The sequence below is a fragment of the Colwellia sp. SU-HH01217 genome, assembly GCF_057543495.1.
This window is the reverse complement of the sequence record NZ_BAAJLX010000003.1, coordinates 296,604-313,573: the sequence shown is the minus strand read 5'-3', so window position 1 is coordinate 313,573 and position 16,970 is coordinate 296,604. Positions and strand designations below refer to the sequence as shown.

At 38.9% G+C, this 16,970-nt stretch carries 25 protein-coding genes; all 25 read left to right on the top strand.

What is annotated here, in order from left to right; all coding sequences use genetic code 11:
- Positions 1-4 precede the first annotated feature (4 nt).
- The 25 genes from AC27G3_RS06380 to AC27G3_RS06260 all read left to right on the top strand — a co-directional run bounded on the left by AC27G3_RS06380 (position 5) and on the right by AC27G3_RS06260 (position 16,945).
- Positions 5-154, top strand: coding sequence for a hypothetical protein (locus AC27G3_RS06380; protein WP_487119851.1), 150 nt, complete (start codon positions 5-7; stop codon positions 152-154).
- Positions 151-966: a hypothetical protein gene (locus AC27G3_RS06375; protein ID WP_487119849.1), complete on the top strand. Its 816-nt coding sequence runs from the start codon at positions 151-153 to the stop codon at positions 964-966. Before AC27G3_RS06380 ends, AC27G3_RS06375 begins: the two co-directional genes overlap by 4 nt.
- Positions 953-2,347: a replicative DNA helicase gene (locus tag AC27G3_RS06370; protein WP_487119847.1), complete on the top strand. Its 1,395-nt coding sequence runs from the start codon at positions 953-955 to the stop codon at positions 2,345-2,347. The genes AC27G3_RS06375 and AC27G3_RS06370 overlap by 14 nt, the downstream gene beginning before the upstream one ends.
- 75 nt (positions 2,348-2,422) lie before the next feature.
- Complete coding sequence (locus tag AC27G3_RS06365) at positions 2,423-2,647, top strand: hypothetical protein (protein ID WP_487119845.1); 225 nt, start codon at positions 2,423-2,425, stop codon at positions 2,645-2,647.
- 2 nt (positions 2,648-2,649) lie between these two features.
- Complete coding sequence (locus AC27G3_RS06360; RefSeq protein ID WP_487119843.1) at positions 2,650-3,897, top strand: tyrosine-type recombinase/integrase; 1,248 nt, start codon at positions 2,650-2,652, stop codon at positions 3,895-3,897.
- A gap of 60 nt (positions 3,898-3,957) precedes the next feature.
- Complete coding sequence (locus tag AC27G3_RS06355; RefSeq protein ID WP_487119842.1) at positions 3,958-4,437, top strand: phosphatase domain-containing protein; 480 nt, start codon at positions 3,958-3,960, stop codon at positions 4,435-4,437.
- On the top strand, positions 4,438-4,845 hold the full coding sequence (locus AC27G3_RS06350) for an antiterminator Q family protein (RefSeq protein ID WP_487119840.1): 408 nt from the start codon (positions 4,438-4,440) through the stop codon (positions 4,843-4,845).
- Positions 4,842-5,075: a hypothetical protein gene (locus AC27G3_RS06345; RefSeq protein ID WP_487119838.1), complete on the top strand. Its 234-nt coding sequence runs from the start codon at positions 4,842-4,844 to the stop codon at positions 5,073-5,075. The genes AC27G3_RS06350 and AC27G3_RS06345 overlap by 4 nt, the downstream gene beginning before the upstream one ends.
- A 6-nt stretch (positions 5,076-5,081) precedes the next feature.
- Positions 5,082-5,387, top strand: coding sequence for a hypothetical protein (locus AC27G3_RS06340; protein ID WP_487119836.1), 306 nt, complete (start codon positions 5,082-5,084; stop codon positions 5,385-5,387).
- A gap of 137 nt (positions 5,388-5,524) precedes the next feature.
- Positions 5,525-5,998: a hypothetical protein gene (locus tag AC27G3_RS06335; RefSeq protein WP_487119834.1), complete on the top strand. Its 474-nt coding sequence runs from the start codon at positions 5,525-5,527 to the stop codon at positions 5,996-5,998.
- A 607-nt stretch (positions 5,999-6,605) separates the two neighbouring features.
- Entirely contained in the window at positions 6,606-7,028 is a 423-nt protein-coding gene (locus tag AC27G3_RS06330; protein WP_487119832.1) for a hypothetical protein, read from the top strand.
- 68 nt (positions 7,029-7,096) lie between these two features.
- On the top strand, positions 7,097-7,531 hold the full coding sequence (locus AC27G3_RS06325; RefSeq protein WP_487119830.1) for a M15 family metallopeptidase domain-containing protein: 435 nt from the start codon (positions 7,097-7,099) through the stop codon (positions 7,529-7,531).
- Between the two features lie 2 nt (positions 7,532-7,533).
- A complete protein-coding gene (locus AC27G3_RS06320; protein ID WP_487119828.1) occupies positions 7,534-7,800 on the top strand; it encodes a hypothetical protein in 267 nt (88 codons plus the stop codon).
- On the top strand, positions 7,793-8,377 hold the full coding sequence (locus tag AC27G3_RS06315; protein WP_487119826.1) for a hypothetical protein: 585 nt from the start codon (positions 7,793-7,795) through the stop codon (positions 8,375-8,377). The genes AC27G3_RS06320 and AC27G3_RS06315 overlap by 8 nt, the downstream gene beginning before the upstream one ends.
- 4 nt (positions 8,378-8,381) lie before the next feature.
- Positions 8,382-8,699 carry a hypothetical protein gene (locus tag AC27G3_RS06310; RefSeq protein WP_487119824.1) on the top strand — a complete coding sequence of 106 codons (318 nt, stop codon included), beginning with the start codon at positions 8,382-8,384 and terminating at the stop codon, positions 8,697-8,699.
- A 49-nt stretch (positions 8,700-8,748) separates the two neighbouring features.
- Positions 8,749-9,252: a DUF1441 family protein gene (locus tag AC27G3_RS06305; protein WP_487119822.1), complete on the top strand. Its 504-nt coding sequence runs from the start codon at positions 8,749-8,751 to the stop codon at positions 9,250-9,252.
- Positions 9,252-11,312, top strand: coding sequence for a phage terminase large subunit family protein (locus AC27G3_RS06300; RefSeq protein ID WP_487119820.1), 2,061 nt, complete (start codon positions 9,252-9,254; stop codon positions 11,310-11,312). Before AC27G3_RS06305 ends, AC27G3_RS06300 begins: the two co-directional genes overlap by 1 nt.
- A gap of 30 nt (positions 11,313-11,342) precedes the next feature.
- Positions 11,343-11,582 (top strand): hypothetical protein, encoded by a 240-nt coding sequence (locus AC27G3_RS06295; protein ID WP_487119818.1) that lies wholly within the window; start codon positions 11,343-11,345, stop codon positions 11,580-11,582.
- Positions 11,579-13,075, top strand: a complete 1,497-nt coding sequence (locus AC27G3_RS06290; protein ID WP_487119816.1) for a phage portal protein — start codon at positions 11,579-11,581, stop codon at positions 13,073-13,075. Before AC27G3_RS06295 ends, AC27G3_RS06290 begins: the two co-directional genes overlap by 4 nt.
- A gap of 74 nt (positions 13,076-13,149) precedes the next feature.
- A complete protein-coding gene (locus AC27G3_RS06285) occupies positions 13,150-14,184 on the top strand; it encodes a head maturation protease, ClpP-related (protein ID WP_487119814.1) in 1,035 nt (344 codons plus the stop codon).
- Positions 14,178-14,534: a head decoration protein gene (locus AC27G3_RS06280; protein WP_487119812.1), complete on the top strand. Its 357-nt coding sequence runs from the start codon at positions 14,178-14,180 to the stop codon at positions 14,532-14,534. Before AC27G3_RS06285 ends, AC27G3_RS06280 begins: the two co-directional genes overlap by 7 nt.
- Positions 14,535-14,649: 115 nt before the next feature.
- Positions 14,650-15,642, top strand: coding sequence for a major capsid protein (locus tag AC27G3_RS06275; RefSeq protein WP_487119811.1), 993 nt, complete (start codon positions 14,650-14,652; stop codon positions 15,640-15,642).
- 29 nt (positions 15,643-15,671) lie between these two features.
- The gene (locus AC27G3_RS06270; RefSeq protein WP_487119809.1) at positions 15,672-15,974 is read left to right on the top strand and encodes a head-tail joining protein; all 303 of its coding nucleotides are present in this window, start codon (positions 15,672-15,674) and stop codon (positions 15,972-15,974) included.
- Complete coding sequence (locus AC27G3_RS06265; RefSeq protein ID WP_487119807.1) at positions 15,964-16,506, top strand: phage tail protein; 543 nt, start codon at positions 15,964-15,966, stop codon at positions 16,504-16,506. The genes AC27G3_RS06270 and AC27G3_RS06265 overlap by 11 nt, the downstream gene beginning before the upstream one ends.
- A 7-nt stretch (positions 16,507-16,513) precedes the next feature.
- On the top strand, positions 16,514-16,945 hold the full coding sequence (locus AC27G3_RS06260; protein WP_487119805.1) for a hypothetical protein: 432 nt from the start codon (positions 16,514-16,516) through the stop codon (positions 16,943-16,945).
- Positions 16,946-16,970 lie beyond the last annotated feature (25 nt).

The following is a 16,970-nucleotide window of genomic DNA, read 5'->3' as shown; positions in this document are numbered from 1 at the left end:
AATTATGACGAATAACCATCATATTGTCAACGCAGAGAAAACAGGGGGGTTAGTGCCCTTCGCTAAAACTGCGAACGACAAACAAATAATAATCAAGCAATGGGCTATTGAAATGCGCAAAGCTATTCGTTATCAAAACGGAGTAGCATTATGAGTGTGTTGCAGTTTAAACGCCCTTTAAAAGTTAAAAGCGAAGGCTTTGCAATGAATGATAGAAATATCCGTAAGGCGGCTTGGTATAAAAATATAAATGCGCGTTTAGTTTATTTAGAACTTAGCTTGTGTGTTTCTCACTCAGACCATCAAACAACTTTTAATGGTCATAACATAATGCTTACAAGAGGCCAGTTCGTTACTAAGCTGGATAACCTGGCAAAGGTTATTGATGGTAATAAAGGGCAGGCAGATTATGCATTAAAAGTGTTAGAAAAAAATGGCGTTATCAGTCGCAAAACTATCGGTAAATTAAGTAAAAAATGCACAATAATTACGCTAAATTTAGGCGGAAAAGTGTCAACACAGGATTCAACAGCTTGTCAACACGCAGAGCCGCAAAAGCAAAGGGCTGATAGCGAGGTTGTCAACAGCCTGTCAACACGCGATTCAACACTTAAACAAGAAGTAACTAAAACAATAAAAGATATATATGTCAAAAACGATAAATCGTTATTGGTATGTGACATTGTAAAACTTTATAACGAGAGCTTTCCAGAATTAGCTTCGGTAGCAAAGATTACAACTGCTAGAAAATCTAAGTTAATAAAAATTATCAACGACAAGTTTACATTACCAGACGGTAGTGTAGGAACGTTTAAAACGTTAGATGATTGGGGGAGTTTTTTTAATTACTTACAAACGAGTAATTTTTTAATGGGCCGTAGTAGTGATTGGCAAATGACATTCGACTTTATGGTTAACCCTACAAATTTTATTAAGATTATTGAGGGTAATTATGATAACAAATAATGAGCCTCCTCATAATTTAGACGCTGAACAAGCGGTAATTGGTGCGTTGATCAAAGATGTTAACAACTCGTCTTGCAGACAAGCATTAGATTTACTTAACGATAAATCGTTTTATTCAATGTCGAACCGCACAATTTTTAACGCGATTTTGTTATTACAATCAAATGGTTCAACGGTTGATTTATTAACACTGGAAAGAGCGTTAGAGCAAAAAGGTGATTTAGAAAAATCAGGTGGATTTGTTTATATCGCAGGCTTAATGCGTAATTTTATCAGTGCTGGTAATGTTTTGGCTCATGTTGATTTAATGAATAAATCAGCACAAGCGCGTGAAATATTATTTATGGCGCGTACTTTGGTTGAGCAATCTTACACAGCAGAGCCAGAGGAACTGGTCGGTTACATTGAAGGACAATTAAAGGCTTTAGGGCAACAGCAATCTGGAAAAGAGATTAGCCACATTTCAGACTTTGGTGAGAGCTGGGTAGATCAAATTGAAGAACGCACAAAAAATAGAGGCGGTTTTACAGGGTTAGCAACAGGCATTGTTGATTTGGATGCTCGATTGGCAGGTTTTGATGACGAGGCGCTAGTTGTATTGGTTGGTAGACCTAGCCACGGTAAAACTTTACTCGCTCAAGATATTTTAGCTAACGTTGGTATTACTCAAAACAAGTGTTGTATGTTTTTTTCGATGGAAATGTCAGACAAGCAAGTTTATGAGCGTTTTGTGTCGGGGTTGTCTAATGTTAGCGCGAATAAAATTAGAACGGCTGATTTAAATAACGAAGACTGGGGGCGAATATCTCAAGGAATGGGTGAGCTAAACAACAGTAAAATTTATGTTGATTCTGATCCCCGATTATCAGTAGCGCAAATTAGAGCAAGAGTGCGCAGACAGATAGCTATTAATGGGAAACAAGCGTTAATTGTTGTTGATTACTTAGGGTTAATGAAACTACCAATTTCAGCCAGACACGACTTGGCCGTTGGTGAAGTTACTAGTTCACTAAAAAATTTAGCGAAAGAAGTTCAAACGCCAATATTACTTCTTGTGCAAGCCAACCGTGCTACAGACCAAGCAAGCCGCCCAACAATGAGCAACATTAAAGATTCAAGCGCAATTGAAGCTGATGCTGATGTCGTTTTATTCGTTCACCGTGAAGAAGTTGCCGATCCTGACACTGAGCTAAAAGGGGTGACTGAGTTAATTGTCGCAAAAGACCGACATAACGATGGTAACGGAACGGTTTATTTAGTTAAGAAAAACGGTGGGTTTTTCCCGATGGATCAACAGTCTATAGCGGAAGTTTATCACAATGAGGAATTAAGAAAACAACCACAAAAAAAACACCGAGGTTATGCTAAAAGCACTGCATAGCTGATTGGCAGGCAATATTACTTTGTGGGTTAGGCTACGTTATTTTTAAAGTTACAGATTGAAAAAGGGGGTTACATGTTAGTTGAAACAGGTCTTTTTATTTTATATACGGTTTTTGTGTATTGGTTTGCTCGCAGAAAAACTTTGGCGATATTCGACCAGAAGCTATTGCTGCGTGGCGATCATCGTCGTAAAAGTTATGAAGAAAACAGAATAGCCACTAAGGTGTTTTTTCTTCAATTGTTGGTCGGCTTTTTAATTGCCTGCCTCTGCTTAGTTTTATCAAGATTACCGGCTTAACTATGAATAGAGTTAACGTAAAAATAACGGATAAAACACTGTCAGCCAACATGGTGTTACCTACTATTCTTGAAGTTCGTGATACAGAAATGCCTTTGCTTAAGGTGAAGTTTCATAAAAACCGAAATAAGGCAAGTTGGTGTTTGTTGCATAAAAATAGTTGGTACAAGGTAGGTGAATGGCCTGAAACTAAAACACGTACATTACGCAATAATTTACCTGTTTTGCTTGAGTCTATTAGAAATAAACGCGAAGCAACGGTTTTAAATGATTGCTTTGTTCGTGTTGAACAACTGCTTGATTGGTACGGTGATCGCTCTGCTAACGATGCAAATTTGAGTGTGCAACGACAAAAAGATATTCAAAGCGCGATTAAATGCCATTTAAAACCTTGTTTAGAAAACGTTGAAATACTTGATGTTGACAGGTTTTTACTTGATAAAAAATTGATTTGGCCTATTCAAAAGGTGTTAGCTAAAAGCTCTGTTACCAAGGTGTTTCATACACTGAAAGCGGCTTTTAATTGTGCTATTGAGTTAAGAGTTTTGCCTAATCATGATATTCAGAATATGAAAATAACTGATTTTGGTGATTTTTTTACTAAGCCTAAAGAGTCTCAGCTTAAGCCTAGCTTGGTTTGTGCGTTGTTGGATGAAATGCGCGACCAGGTGTTTATTATTAAGATGCTTTGCATGGTGATGTTAACGCTTGGTACTCGCATTGGTGAAACTCGCAAGGCCCGATGGTTGCATTTTAATTTGGGTGAAACACCTTCTTGGGATATCCCTCAAAAAGATACTAAAACCCGAGCTGCACACACTATTCATTTACCAGCACCAATTGTAATGATGCTTAAAGAGTGGAAGCTGTATTTAAAATCACGCCATTATTCTGGCCCTTTTGTTTTCCCTAATAGTTCAATGAAAAGCCATCTTGAAAATTGGGAGGCATCTACTATGTTACATAATTTTAGTGCAGGACAATGGACTTTCCATGATTTACGCAAGTGTGCGAGATTGTCGTGGACTCATCAAGGTGTCGATTATTTAGTTGCTGAAAGAATGCTTAACCATAAGTTGAGTAAAGAGGTTGAGCCGTATGTTGATAAAGCTGATGGCCCTCGATTGAAAGCTTTGGTTAACCATTGCGATTGGTTGTTATCTCAAAATAACGAGTGTTTTTTTCTCAGCCCCAAATCAGTCTCTTGTAATTCTGACTTGGGCGATAATATTAATAATGATGCGGCTTAAAGATTGGTTTTGTTATCTCTTTAGGTGGAATATTTTAAAAAGGGTTTTATAGGGATTTTTATGTTAATTAGTGATATTGATGGTTGTATACTTAATAACTTGCACCGAGCGCATTTGATACCAGAGGTGAAAGATTGCACACAAAATTGGTATGAATACACTGCGGCTTGTGGTGATGACATACCCGTGATTGAGGTAATTGATTTTATTAAACACATGGCCAAGACACATGATAATAAAATTACCTTTGTTACATCACGACCAGAAGCATTTAGAGAATTAACATTGAATCAATTGTTTCCCTACTTTTCAGAGTTTAAGTGTAAATTAATAATGCGTAGAGAGTTTGATCATAGAAGCCCGGTAGATTTTAAGCGTAATGTTTTCCGCGAATTAAGACCTAACTTTAATTCAAATTCAATTATTGTTGATGATCACCCAGGTATTATTGAGATGGTGAGAATAACTTATCCAGAAGTAAGTGGACTATTGGTGCCTAGCTTTGATTGCACCGTTCTTAACGATAAAAAGGTGGCATAGATGAGCGTTGAAAATTGGGACATTGATTATGATCTTAAAGCTTGGGCTGAATGGTCGCGTTATCAATCAGGTGTTAAAATTGGTTATCCAACAGCTCAGCCTTTTACTCAGATGAAACCTGACAATATAGGGTATGTTTCTGATCGCTGGATTGATGAAGAATATGCTTTAGTGGTTGATCGTGTTGTCGCTAATTTAAAGCCATTACATTACGATTTATATTGTGTGCTGAAGCTATATTACTGCGTTCGTCTTAATCAAGGTGATATTGCTAAGCAGCTGCAATGGTCCAAGCCAAAAGTTAAACAAAAATTATCCGTTGGCCGTGATGTTGTTAAAGGTATGATTCACATGTTTCGTACTGTTGCTGCTAATGATGATAAGTATGATACCAAGGGGGTTTTGTGAGTAAGTTCATAAGTAGCAATTATTCGGTGAGCGTTACTGATGATAACGGTGTGCTTACTGAGATTCTTGCGACAACAAACACTGGCGACCTTCGAGAGGAGGTAGGAAGTATAATCTTTAAGTTCAAAGCATTTCCGAGAGATTCTGTTGATCTTCAAACAATAGAAGCCAAGCAAGGTGGCACTTATCGACAATTTGAAAAGCGTGATAAACGCAAGAACTTTAGGTAGGGAATCATGGTTAAAGCTGAGGACATATTAAAACAAATAACTGATGCTAAGGTTTTGCTCGAAGAACATAGACTAAAAATGCAAAATTCTGCACAAGAGTTATTTAAGGAATGTTTTGGTGCTGATTATAAACGTGGTGACATTGTTATTTTCCCGCGAACCAGAAGATCAACTTATGATGCATTGGTAGTTAGATTACCAGAACAATTGTTAAAGCAAATTCGGATAGATGAAACAGGGGCGATAAAAGAACCAATGGTTTTAAATGGAGGGAAACTTCCTTTTCAATATAATTACCAGCATTGTTTATAGATAATTTTATATAATGGTAAGTGTAGGAGTATATGAAAATACTTAATGTGGGTGCAAATAAAGTTCATTTGGTGTCTTGATGGCAAAGATTACAGTTCTTTGATATATTTAATTATCAACTTAAGCAAGGAACAGCTATGTACAAACTACTCTTATTATTATTCTTTATCATATCCCCATTACATGCCAACAGTGTTTATAAGTGTGAGGTAGATGGAGTACTAACCTTTAGCCAAAAGCCTTGTGATGAAAACCTAACGCCCATAGTCATAGAGATTAAGTCAGGCAGCAATTCAAAGGTTGAAGCTCAACCAGCATCAAGTAATGCCAAAGCAGCCAGTCAACAAATGAATGAGGTAAGGGCGTATCAAATAGAACGAGAGATCAAAAGGAATAATATATCTATTGGCCGTTATGAAAAGAAGATGAACAAAGAGCTTGATATACTTAAGGAGCGTAGTTATTACGCAACCAACAACTTAGCCGGTGCGACATATCAAGAAGCATTATCAAGTGAGATGATAGCTGTTACTAATAAATACTCTACACTTATTGATGGCATCAAGGATAAGAACCAAAAACTAAAAGATAAACAATCATCATTGAAGTAGCTGGACGTACAAAGCTTAACTATAAACTTTGCTCTAAACCAATAGCTAGTCGTACAGGTTACGTTATCAGTTCTAATTATCTCCCCTGTAAATCCCCACCTACCAATTAAAACGCTCGCTCACATAAATATCGAGGGACCCTGCCTACAGCCCATACACCACGGGGGCACGTGGACCTCGGTGAAAGAGAATTTTTTGGATTTTTTTAGTAGACAGCAGCATAATGTTAGTTTCTGCGGTTTTAAAGGCTTCCGATGCTGTTCGTTCTGTCTTCTATTCGATCCTTTACGATCTTTAATTTAGGTATATTTATAAAATAGTTTGTTGACAAAGGTATATCCCTAAAGTATCTTGTTTATCTTAGCTTGGATTTTTGCGTTTACTGCAAGATTTAAGTTTTATAAAAGCCGACTTCTATGTCGGTTTTTTGCGTTTTAACGCTTCAATATGTGATAGCAACGTTCTCCGCATAAGGCCTTTTGGCAGGAGTTAGTTTTGGGTGGCAACCAATTAATGCATAAATAGGCCTCACTTACTTACTACGGAATAATTTTACTGCCTCGTTTAATCACGGGGCTTTTTTGTTTTTACAACTTGGATATTTATTATGAAATTTAGAAAAGGGTTATTTGTTGGTTTAGTGATATCGATAATGTCGGTAGCAGCCGTTCATGCATCTGATGTTTCTCAAGCGGTTACTTTAGAAAATTCAATGCCGATTAATTCCTCAACACCCAACCAGGCGATTAACATTAACAAGGTTGAGTTATCAGCTTCGTTAGTTGATGATTTTTCCAAAGCATTAACAATTACATCAAGTCAGCACGGTTTCGTAAAAGCTGAACTTTATGATGTAGAAGGTTTGCAAAAAATTAATTTTGTTGGTTTGCAGATTAATAAATTGGCTGTTGATGAAGGGAATATTCATTATCGAACCCGAACGCCCAAATACACATCTAAACAAATAATTGATACTGATTACGCTGCTCATTTGAATCGCGCACTAATGCGGAATCATCGAACAAGTTAACTTTCCCATTTAAATCACCTTTCATTTTTATGCCCGCTTTATGCGGGTTTTTTTATAGAAGAAACAAAATGGCTCTTTATTCTCCCGTTTCAGCAAAGCGTTTATTTACTTGTCATGTAGATCTGCAATTAATTTTTAACACGGTAGCTGAATCTTTTGATAATTCTATTCTTTGTGGTTATCGAGGCGAGGCAGAGCAAAACAAAGCATTTGTTGAAGGGTTATCACAAGTGGTATTCCCAAACTCTCGCCACAATGTTTTTCCATCGATGGCAGTAGATGCTGGACCCTATTTTATTGATCTTAGAAACACGGACTGGAAGGACCATAAAGCCTTCGCTTATTTTGCCGGTTACGTAAAACGAGTTGCCGAAGATTTACTTAAACAAGGGTTAATTAAGCATTCTCTTCGTTGGGGTGGTGATTGGGATGGTGACAACAGAACTTCAGACGAGCAATTTTTAGATTTAGTTCATTTTGAACTGGTTAACATTAAGGGATAACAATGAAAGCATTAATTTTACTGATTTGTTTGTTTTTAATTACTAGCTGTTCGCAAATATCACCATATCTTGATAAGGCCGCTGAAGTTTCAGTTGAGTCGAGCACGAAAACACTAGAAGCATCAGTTTTCTATTTGTGTGATCGCTCACGTTCTGGAGACTTAATTCGTCGCTACCCGAACAAAAAAGAATTACAACGTCATTTTGAGTGGTGCTTAGATCAAAAAAGCGAAAACCACTCTGCAGCACCCAAGGATATCAATGAATAACTGTCATTTAGCCCACGGATTTAATGTTCGTGACGGTGGTAAAAATACCACTGACAAGTTAATACCTTCACTTGAACAAATTGGCGTGAATGTTATTCAACACGATTATGGTTTTTTAGACTTTATTGGTGTCTTAAGAAAAAACAAGGCTATTGCCGCCAAAATCAAAGAAGTCATGCAAGAAGGTGATGTTGCAATTGGCCATTCAAACGGATGCGCCATATTAGTTAAAGCGCTATACCAAGGCGCGGTAATCGACAAGCTTATTTTAATAAACCCTGCTTTAGACAAGCACTATAAATTCCCTAAAGGGGTTAAAGAAATTCATGTATTCCACAACAAACATGACAAAGCTGTCGTTGCTGCCAAATGGCTTAGAAAAATAGTTTTCTGGCGCAACAACTTTCTTTGGGGAGAAATGGGCAACACTGGCTATAAAGGTAATGATAAAAGAGTTACCAATTATCAGTTGGCAAAAGGGCATTCTGCATTATTCAATAAAAAGAACCTTGCCAAACTTACAAAAATTATTACAGCCGTATTAACAGCAAAGCAAAACTTACCCAAGGCTAGTTAAAGTAATGGAACATAATAACGAACAGTACATTCCGCACAGATTAAGTGGATTTGAAAAAGTAACCACCGCAATTGTAGTGCTACTGATGGGAACATTACTTACATGGGTTGGTTCAGGTGTTCAGAAGAGCCAAGTTCAGTACGGCCAAATTCAAGAAAGATTGCTAAGTCAATCAACACTTTTATTAAAGCTACAAGTTACTGTTGAGGATGCAGCCGCAGGAAGAATTGGTTTAATAAAAAATGATGCCGTTCTTATTCAGCGTGTAGATAAGCACGACGATGAAATAAGAGAGATTAAATCAAGGTTAAACACCCCATGAATAACTCAAATAAAACAATATTTGGGCTAACTGCCAGAATTTAAAATTCATGGCAGTCGCTTCAATCAAAGATGCCAATCATTTCTCTATCAGCCGATTATCGGCAATGTTTGGACATACTCGGGAAACCATTGGTAGAAAGTTAAAAGAAACAGGGGTAAAGCCATGCGGTAAAAATGGTGGTTATCCTGTTTACGATTTACGTGATGTAGCAGAATTTACAGGCGGTTCCTACGTAGCAGATCAAACGCCCTTTGAGAAATGCGATCCTGACAAGCTACCACCTAAAGACAGGGATTCGTGGTACAGCTCAGAAAACAAAAGGCTAACTTTCCAAGAAAAAGAAAAATCACTACTTGATAAAAATGATACTCAACAAAAAGTAGCGGAATTATTAAAAAAAGTAGCCCTAACCTTTGACACGCTTGCCGATGTAATGGAGCGTGATGTGGGATTATCTCCTGAACAAATAGAAAAAGTTAATGAAGTTGCCGACAATATTCGCGAAGAACTCGCCAATAATATTGTTAACGACATTACAGGTGAAAACTAATGCTAGGTGATGTTAACGAAGTAATAGTTGATGTAGCCGAAATTCTTAGAGCACCAAGAAGGTTAACAGTTGCACAAGCGGCAGAAAAACACATTTGGTTAGACATACCTGGGGGCTATAACGGACCTTGGAAAAATGACCTACCGTATTACATGGTTGAACCTGCCGCCTGTTTAACTGACAGAAAATTTCAAGCCACAATATTTGCAGGACCCGCTCAAAGTGGTAAAACACAGATGTTAGTTGACAACTGGGCTGCTCATACTGTTATTTGTGACCCTTGTGACATGACCATAGTGCAAACATCTAAAGATACTGCGCGAGATTTTTCAAAAAGAAGAATTGATAGGCTAATAGCCTCAACACCAGATTTAAAGAGTCGTTTACGTGGTGGCGGCAGTGATGACAACACCCACGATAAAATATTTAAAGCAGGTAACATTTTAAGTATTGGTTGGCCTACAAAAAACCAACTAGCCGGTAAAGCCATTCCCAAAATGTGCATTACTGATTACGACCGAATGGAAGACAAAATTGACGGTGAAGCATCAGCGTTCATTTTAGCCTTTAACCGTACAAAAACATTTTTAAGCCGTGGCATGACCATGGCAGAAAGCTCTCCTTCTAAACCAATAGTAGATCCAAAGTGGAAACCTTCAACAGCACACGAAGCACCACCAACAGCAGGAATACTCGGGTTATATAACACAGGAGACAGGCGCAGACTTTATGGTCACTGCCCACATTGCGGCGAGTTTTTTACACCAGTAATTTCTATTGACGCTTTTTATATTCCTGACATTCCAGACCTAGCAGAAGCGGCAGGGCTTGCCGAGTTAATTTGCACAAATTGTGGCACTGGCATTAGCCAAGTGAACAACGATGATAGAAAATTTAAAAAAACAGGTATTTGGCTAAAAGAAGGGCAAAAACTTAACCAACATGGCGACAAATTGGGCGAAGGGTTAAAAAGTCGCCGCGCATCATTTTGGATGCCTGGTTGGTTTGCAGGGTTTCAACCTTGGGATGCCATTATTTATAACTACCTTACTGCAAAACAAGATTACGACCGAACAGGCGAAGAAACAGACCTACAAGGCGTAGTTAATACCGACATTGGTGGTGCTTACCTACCATTAGCCTTTAAAGGTGCAGGTATTGATGCAGATGATTTAGCTGACAGAGCTGTTGAATTAGAGAAATACTTAGTGCCCGAAGGTGTTAGGTTTCTCGTTGGTACAGCTGATGTTCAAAAAAACCGATTTGTTGTTCAAGTTATCGGATATGGAGTTGGCTTAGAAAGTTGGCTTGTTGACCGATACTCCATTGCAATTAGCGATCGCTTAGACGATAGCGGAGAAGGTGAGCCACTAAACCCAGCAGGCTATTTAGAAGACTGGGATATTTTAGAGAAAAAATTAATCATTCGCACTTACGAACTAGGTGATGGAAGTGGCAGATTAATGCCATTAAAAATAACCATGTGCGACTCTGGTGGTAATAAAGACGATCACACCAACTCAACAGTAACTAAAAACGCTTATGAGTTTTGGCGAAAACTAAAGAAAAAAGGCAAACACAAAAACTTTCATTTAATAAAAGGTAGGGCAACGGGCCCAAGTGTAGAGCGTACTTTTCCAGACTCAAGTAACCGTAAAGACCGAAATTCAGGCGCTCGCGGTGACATACCTGTGCAAATGCTCCACTCCAATTTATTAAAAGACATGGTTGCCGCTGATTTAGAGCGCTCAGTTGCAGGACCAGGTTACTTAAACTTTCCTCAGTGGTTAAAAAAATGGTTTTTCCAAGAATTAACTGCCGAAATAAGAACAGCTAAAGGCTGGATAAACAAAGCAAAAAAAAGAAACGAAGCACTCGACTTATATTGCTATGGCAGAGCAGCTTGCAAAGTGTTGAAAGCCGATGTTATTGATTGGGAAAACCCACCCGCATGGGCAAGAGACTGGGACAACAATCCCGACATTATAGATCCTAACGACAAAGAAGAAGCAAAACCAACTGTAGCCACAAGGGGGCGAGGTACACGTTTTCGTTTCTAACATTTAACTTAAAAATTCAGGAGTAGTCAGGTGGCATCATCACTGACCCAATCAGTCATTCAAACGCAAATTGATAAGTTAAACAACGCACTTGCCAACGACGAGTTAGAAATTGAAGACGCTGATGGCTATAAAATAAAATACAAAAGTAATAGCGATATTTTAAAGGCGATTAAACACCTTAAAAGCGAATTATCAATGGTTACTCAGGCAGCTACAGGTAAACGTAGAGGTATGGGTTTTAGAATTAGTGGGGGCAAAGGGTTATGAGAATATCAAACATTATTGATCCCTCAACTGGTTCGGGCTTTGTTAACCAAGCCTACGAAGCGGCAAGCACAGGTGCCAGATCACAAAGTTGGGGCGCTGTAGATATAGCGCCAAATAATGCACTAGCAAGTTACCTTGGCAGTCTTCGCAGACAATCAAGAAGCGCATACCGCAACAACCCTTATATTTCCAAAGGTGTAGACAACCAAGTTAGCACTGAAATTGGTACAGGTATCACGGTTCGCTCAACAACAAGTAACGAAGCCTTTAAACTGGCGGCAGACAACTTATTTAGCTTATTTATTAACGATATTGACCCTGAAGGCAATTTAAACCTATATGGTCAACAAGCACAATGTTCGCGAGCAAGACGAGTAAGCGGTGAAGTATTTGTACGAAAACGCAGAAGATCATTAAGCTCAGGGCACGTATTGCCCATTCAATGCCAAGTGCTTGAAAGTGAATACGTACCCGAAAGCCTACATCGCGTTTTAAAAAACAAAAACACCATTATTAGCGGTATAGAGTTCAATCGCCAAGGCAAACGTGTTGCTTACTGGATGCACCGTTTTCACCCTGGTGAAAAAAGTAACCATGGCAACTACAACAACCTAGTTCGTGTAAACGCTAACGATGTTATTCACCACTTTTTACCAACCCGACCAGGACAAGTACGTGGTGAACCGGTAACCGTACAAAGTTTAGTTAAAGCTAATACCTTTGATCAATACGACGATGCTGAATTAGTACGTAAACAGTCAAACGCAAAATTCACAGGCTTTTTAACTCGTGAAGAGTTTACTGAAGATGATTATAAATACGACCCCTTCACAGGCGAACCATATGAAGGCCATGGCTCAATGATGGGTGCCACCGTAGAGCCTGGCACAATATTGCAAGGTTTACCTGGTGAAAAATTAGAAATGTTTAAAGGCGAAGACCCTGGTGGAAACTATGGCTCGTTTATGCGCTGGCAATCACTGTCTACTGCCGCGGGAATGAAAATACCCTATGAAATTTTAACCGGTGACTGGGAAAAAGTGAACGATCGCATAATGCGCACCGTTTTGCATGAATATCGCCGACAAATAGAAATGGATTGCGATCACCTAATGAAATTCCAAATATGCCGCAGAGTTTGGCATTGGGCAATGGATGCAGGGGTGATGGCAGGCTTGTTGCCCGTGGGTAACTATTTAAAAGAACGTGACGAATTATTAAAACATGAATGGCGCGCACAAGGTCACCCATACATGCACCCAGAGCAAGACATTAATGCCAAAACCAAAGGCATTAAAAACAATGTATTTAGCATTAAAGAAACCGTTAGTTCAACAGGTAAAGATGCTAATACCATAATGGATGAAAACCTTGAAATGGAAAAACGATGGTACGACAAACGCAAAGCTAATGGCTTGCCAGAAATACCATTCCCACCATTACAAGATTTAAGTGAAACAGTCCCGTTACAGCCAGAACAAGTAACGGTTTAATTTTTTAGCATGCCGTGAGGCATCCTAGTAGCACGTTGTGAAATGTCCTACTTCCCTTTGATGGAGAATAACCAATGACTTGGTTCAATATTCGTAATGTAGATTCAGAAAAGAAAACAGCCGAGCTGATGATCAGCGGCAAAATTGGCAAATCTCTATGGGATGACGACACCGTAGCAGCAAATGAATTTATTGCCACTGTTAATGCGCTCGGTGAAATTGACACCCTTGACATATTGCTTAACTCACCTGGCGGTAGTGTTAACGATGGTATTGCTATCTACAACTTTTTAAAACGTCATAAAGCCGCTGTTAATATTGAAGTGCTTGCAGAAGCAAGCTCAATTGCTTCGGTTATTTTGCAAGCGGCTGATATCAGAAACGTACCATCAAACGCCTTAGTGATGATCCATGATCCTATGGCGCCATTAATGGGTATGTTCAATTCTGATGAGCTTCGAGCAATGGCAGGTCGCTTAGACGTAGTTCGAGACTCAATATTGCCATCGTACTCTGAAAATAACACCGCCAACCAATCAAGTGCCGATATTCAAGCGCTAATGAAAGGTGACGGCACCTACATGACAGGTGCGCAAGCGGTAGAGCTAGGGTTTGCTGATAACCTGCTCGAAGAAAATAAAGAAGCGGCTTGCACCGACAAAGAAGCGATGGCGTTAATGATGGCAGAAATGACAAACACATCGTTCGACTCAATCAAACAGCATTTAAAAGAACACCCTCCAGAGTCGGCACCAATAAATATGCATGAAATTACCATGACAGCTTGTAACAAAGCAGGCTTTAGTGCATTAGCGGTAGATCTAGTAAATCGTTGCTCAACTGAAGAAGAAGTAATTAATCAGTTAGCAATGGCAACAGAGATTCAAAACATTTGCGTAGCCAGTGAAATGGCTGAACACACAAGCACTTTATTGGCTCACTTAAACGATCCAGTAAACATGGTTAAAGAAGCGATTAGTCTTTGCCAAGCCGCAAATGAAAACGAAGAAGTGACTTTGCCTGATGGTGAAGTAGAAGCCCAAGGCAAAGTGATTAACTATGCTGAAATTTATAAAAATCGAAATAATAGAGGTAAAAAATCATGTTAAAACAAGGTAACCAAGCCCTTGAGTTTTTGCTTTCACAAGCAAATGGCGAACGTAGCCGTGATGTAGTTGTGATCACTGGTGGTGAGAAATACACAGCAGGCACAGTGCTAGGTAAAATTACCGCTAGTGGTAAATATACAGAGCATAACCCTGCGGCATCTACAGGTGTTGAAGATGCCGTTGGTGTTCTAGGTTATGACGTAGATGCTACAACAGATCATACGGGCGTTGTATTCTTGCGCGACTGCGAAGTATCTGATGAATTGCTTGTTTTCAAAACGGGCATGTCAGAAGGAGATCGTGGCGATGCTATCGACTCGTTAGCAGCTAGCGGTATTAAAGCGCGCTAATTCTTAAACTACTTAATAGTTAATTTTAATCGCTCCCTGTCGAATGATGGCGAGCAACTTAACTTAATCGTAAAAATTGCGATTAAGTTAATTCCCATTGAAGGAAATAATAATCATGGCTTCATTTGACGTCTTTAAAGGTGATGGTTTTTCATTATCATCATTAACCGCCGCAATTAATACTGGTCCTCATGTGCCAACATTGATCGGCGATTCTGGTTTATTCTCAGAAGAAGGTGTAACCACCACTACAGTACAAATTGAAAAACAAGGCTCTAAATTAATTTTAGTGCCATCACAAGAACGTGGTGGTAACGGTGTTGTTATTAACGCTGATAAACCCGAGTTAATCCCGTTTAATACGATTCACTTACCAGAACGTGCCACCATTTTGGCTGATGAAGTACAAGGTTTACGTGCGTTTGGCACAGAAACCGAAGCGGAAGCAGTTGAAAACTACGTAAACACTCGTTTTGCTAAACTGCGTAAAAATATTGAAGTAACGCTTGAGTATCATCGTATTGGTGCTATTCAAGGCAAGGTTCTTGATGCTGATGGCTCAACAACCTTGGTAGATTTGTATGCTAAATTTGGCTTAACCAAACAAACTAAATCGCTAGTTTTAGGCACTCCCACAACAGATGTGCTTAGTAAAGTGATTGAAGCGGTTGAAATGCTCGAAGAAACTTTAGGGGCAGAAATGTACACGGGGTTAACGTGTTATTGCTCAACTAGTTTCTTTAAAAAGCTAGTTGGCCACACCAAAGTAAAAGAAGCTTATGCGCGTTGGATGAATGGTGCAGCGCTTCGTGATGATATGCGTAAAGGTTTCGTTTTCGGCGATGTTACTTTTAAAGTGTATCGCGGCAAAGTTAACGGTGTTGATTTTATCACAACAGATAAAGCGTACTTGGTGCCAGAAGGCGTTCAAGGTATGTTCATGACTAACTTTGCTCCTGCAGATTACATGGACACAGTTAACACCATGGGCTTACCGTTTTACGCTAACCAAGAGTTACTGCCCATGAACAAAGGCGTAGCCCTTGAAGCGCAATCTAACCCATTGTGTATTAATACACGTCCTGATTGTGTTATCGAACTCTCTTAAGTTTAATTAACACCTAAAGGATAAAAAACATGTCTGATTTTCGGCAAGCCATACAAAACCGATTGCACAACCGTTTTTCGGTAGATGCGCTCTACATTCCATTACAAGGCACACCCAAACCTGTAAAAGTAAAATTACGCATTGGTGTTGCGGTATACGGTGAAGAGTTGGAGTTTGTTGGTGACGAAGATCAGATAGTGTTTTTATTAACTGATATTCAAAACGCTAAGAAAAAAGCAATCATGGTAATTAACGATAAAAAGTACCAGTTAATAAAAGCATTACAAAACGATGGCAATCGTGCTGTTTGGTCGGTGCGCAGTGACGATTGAAGCAACAGGGCTAGATGAAGCAGAACGCTTTCTAAGAAGTCTTGGCACAACAACCAAAAAAGCATTCTCAGAAACTATAAACGCGTTAGCGGTAAAAGGTAAAAGCAAAGCCACTTCAATTATCACTGGCGATTTAAACCTGAGTAAAAGCTTTGTAAGCGATAAAATAACAATAGAAAAGTCAACACCTAAAAGCTTAATGGCTATGGTTAGAGCTCAAAATAAAGGCTTGCTGCTCAGTCATTTTGGTGCAACTCAGCAATGGGAGAGCGCTAAAGGAAAGCGCAAAAGAGCAGGTGTTAAAGTCTCCGTTAAACGCAGAGCCCGCATTATAAAAAAAGCATTCATGCTTAAAGGTAAAAACGGTAAAGCATTAGTTGCTATTCGCAAAGGTAAAGAAAAAGGCAATTACGACATACTGTATGGACCATCAACCAGTCAGGCGTTTAATACCATTCAAGACCCACTAGAAACACATATAAACGACGAGTTCACTGATGTATTTCTTCAAGAATTAGACAGGTTAATTTAGGTGAATTATGAGTAAAAGTGATGAAATAGTTAATGAATTAGTTACTCGATTAAATACCGTAGCAAACAGCAAGCTTGAACAAGGGTTTTACTCGCAATACCAAGACGAATCATTAGGTAATAAACGTTTGTTAGTTTTACAGGTTCGCTCAGATGGTCCCTTTGATCATAAATCGATGGGAGGGAAAACATTCCTCAACGTGTTGGTTTTTGGCGCCATAAAGTTTGACGAAAACGCTAATGTGCTGCTAAGAGCACTATTAAAAGATGTTCGCGAGGCTATTTTTAACAAAAGTGATCGCCATAAAAACTTTGATAAAAAAGCACTAAGTATAAAAGAAACCGAAGCAACCCCATTTCAAGATCCAAAAGAAGGGCAAGACAATGCCTTTCTTGTATTGCCTTTAACGTTTGAATATATCGAAAACCCACAGAGTTAACCGTAAATAAGTATTTTTACTTTAT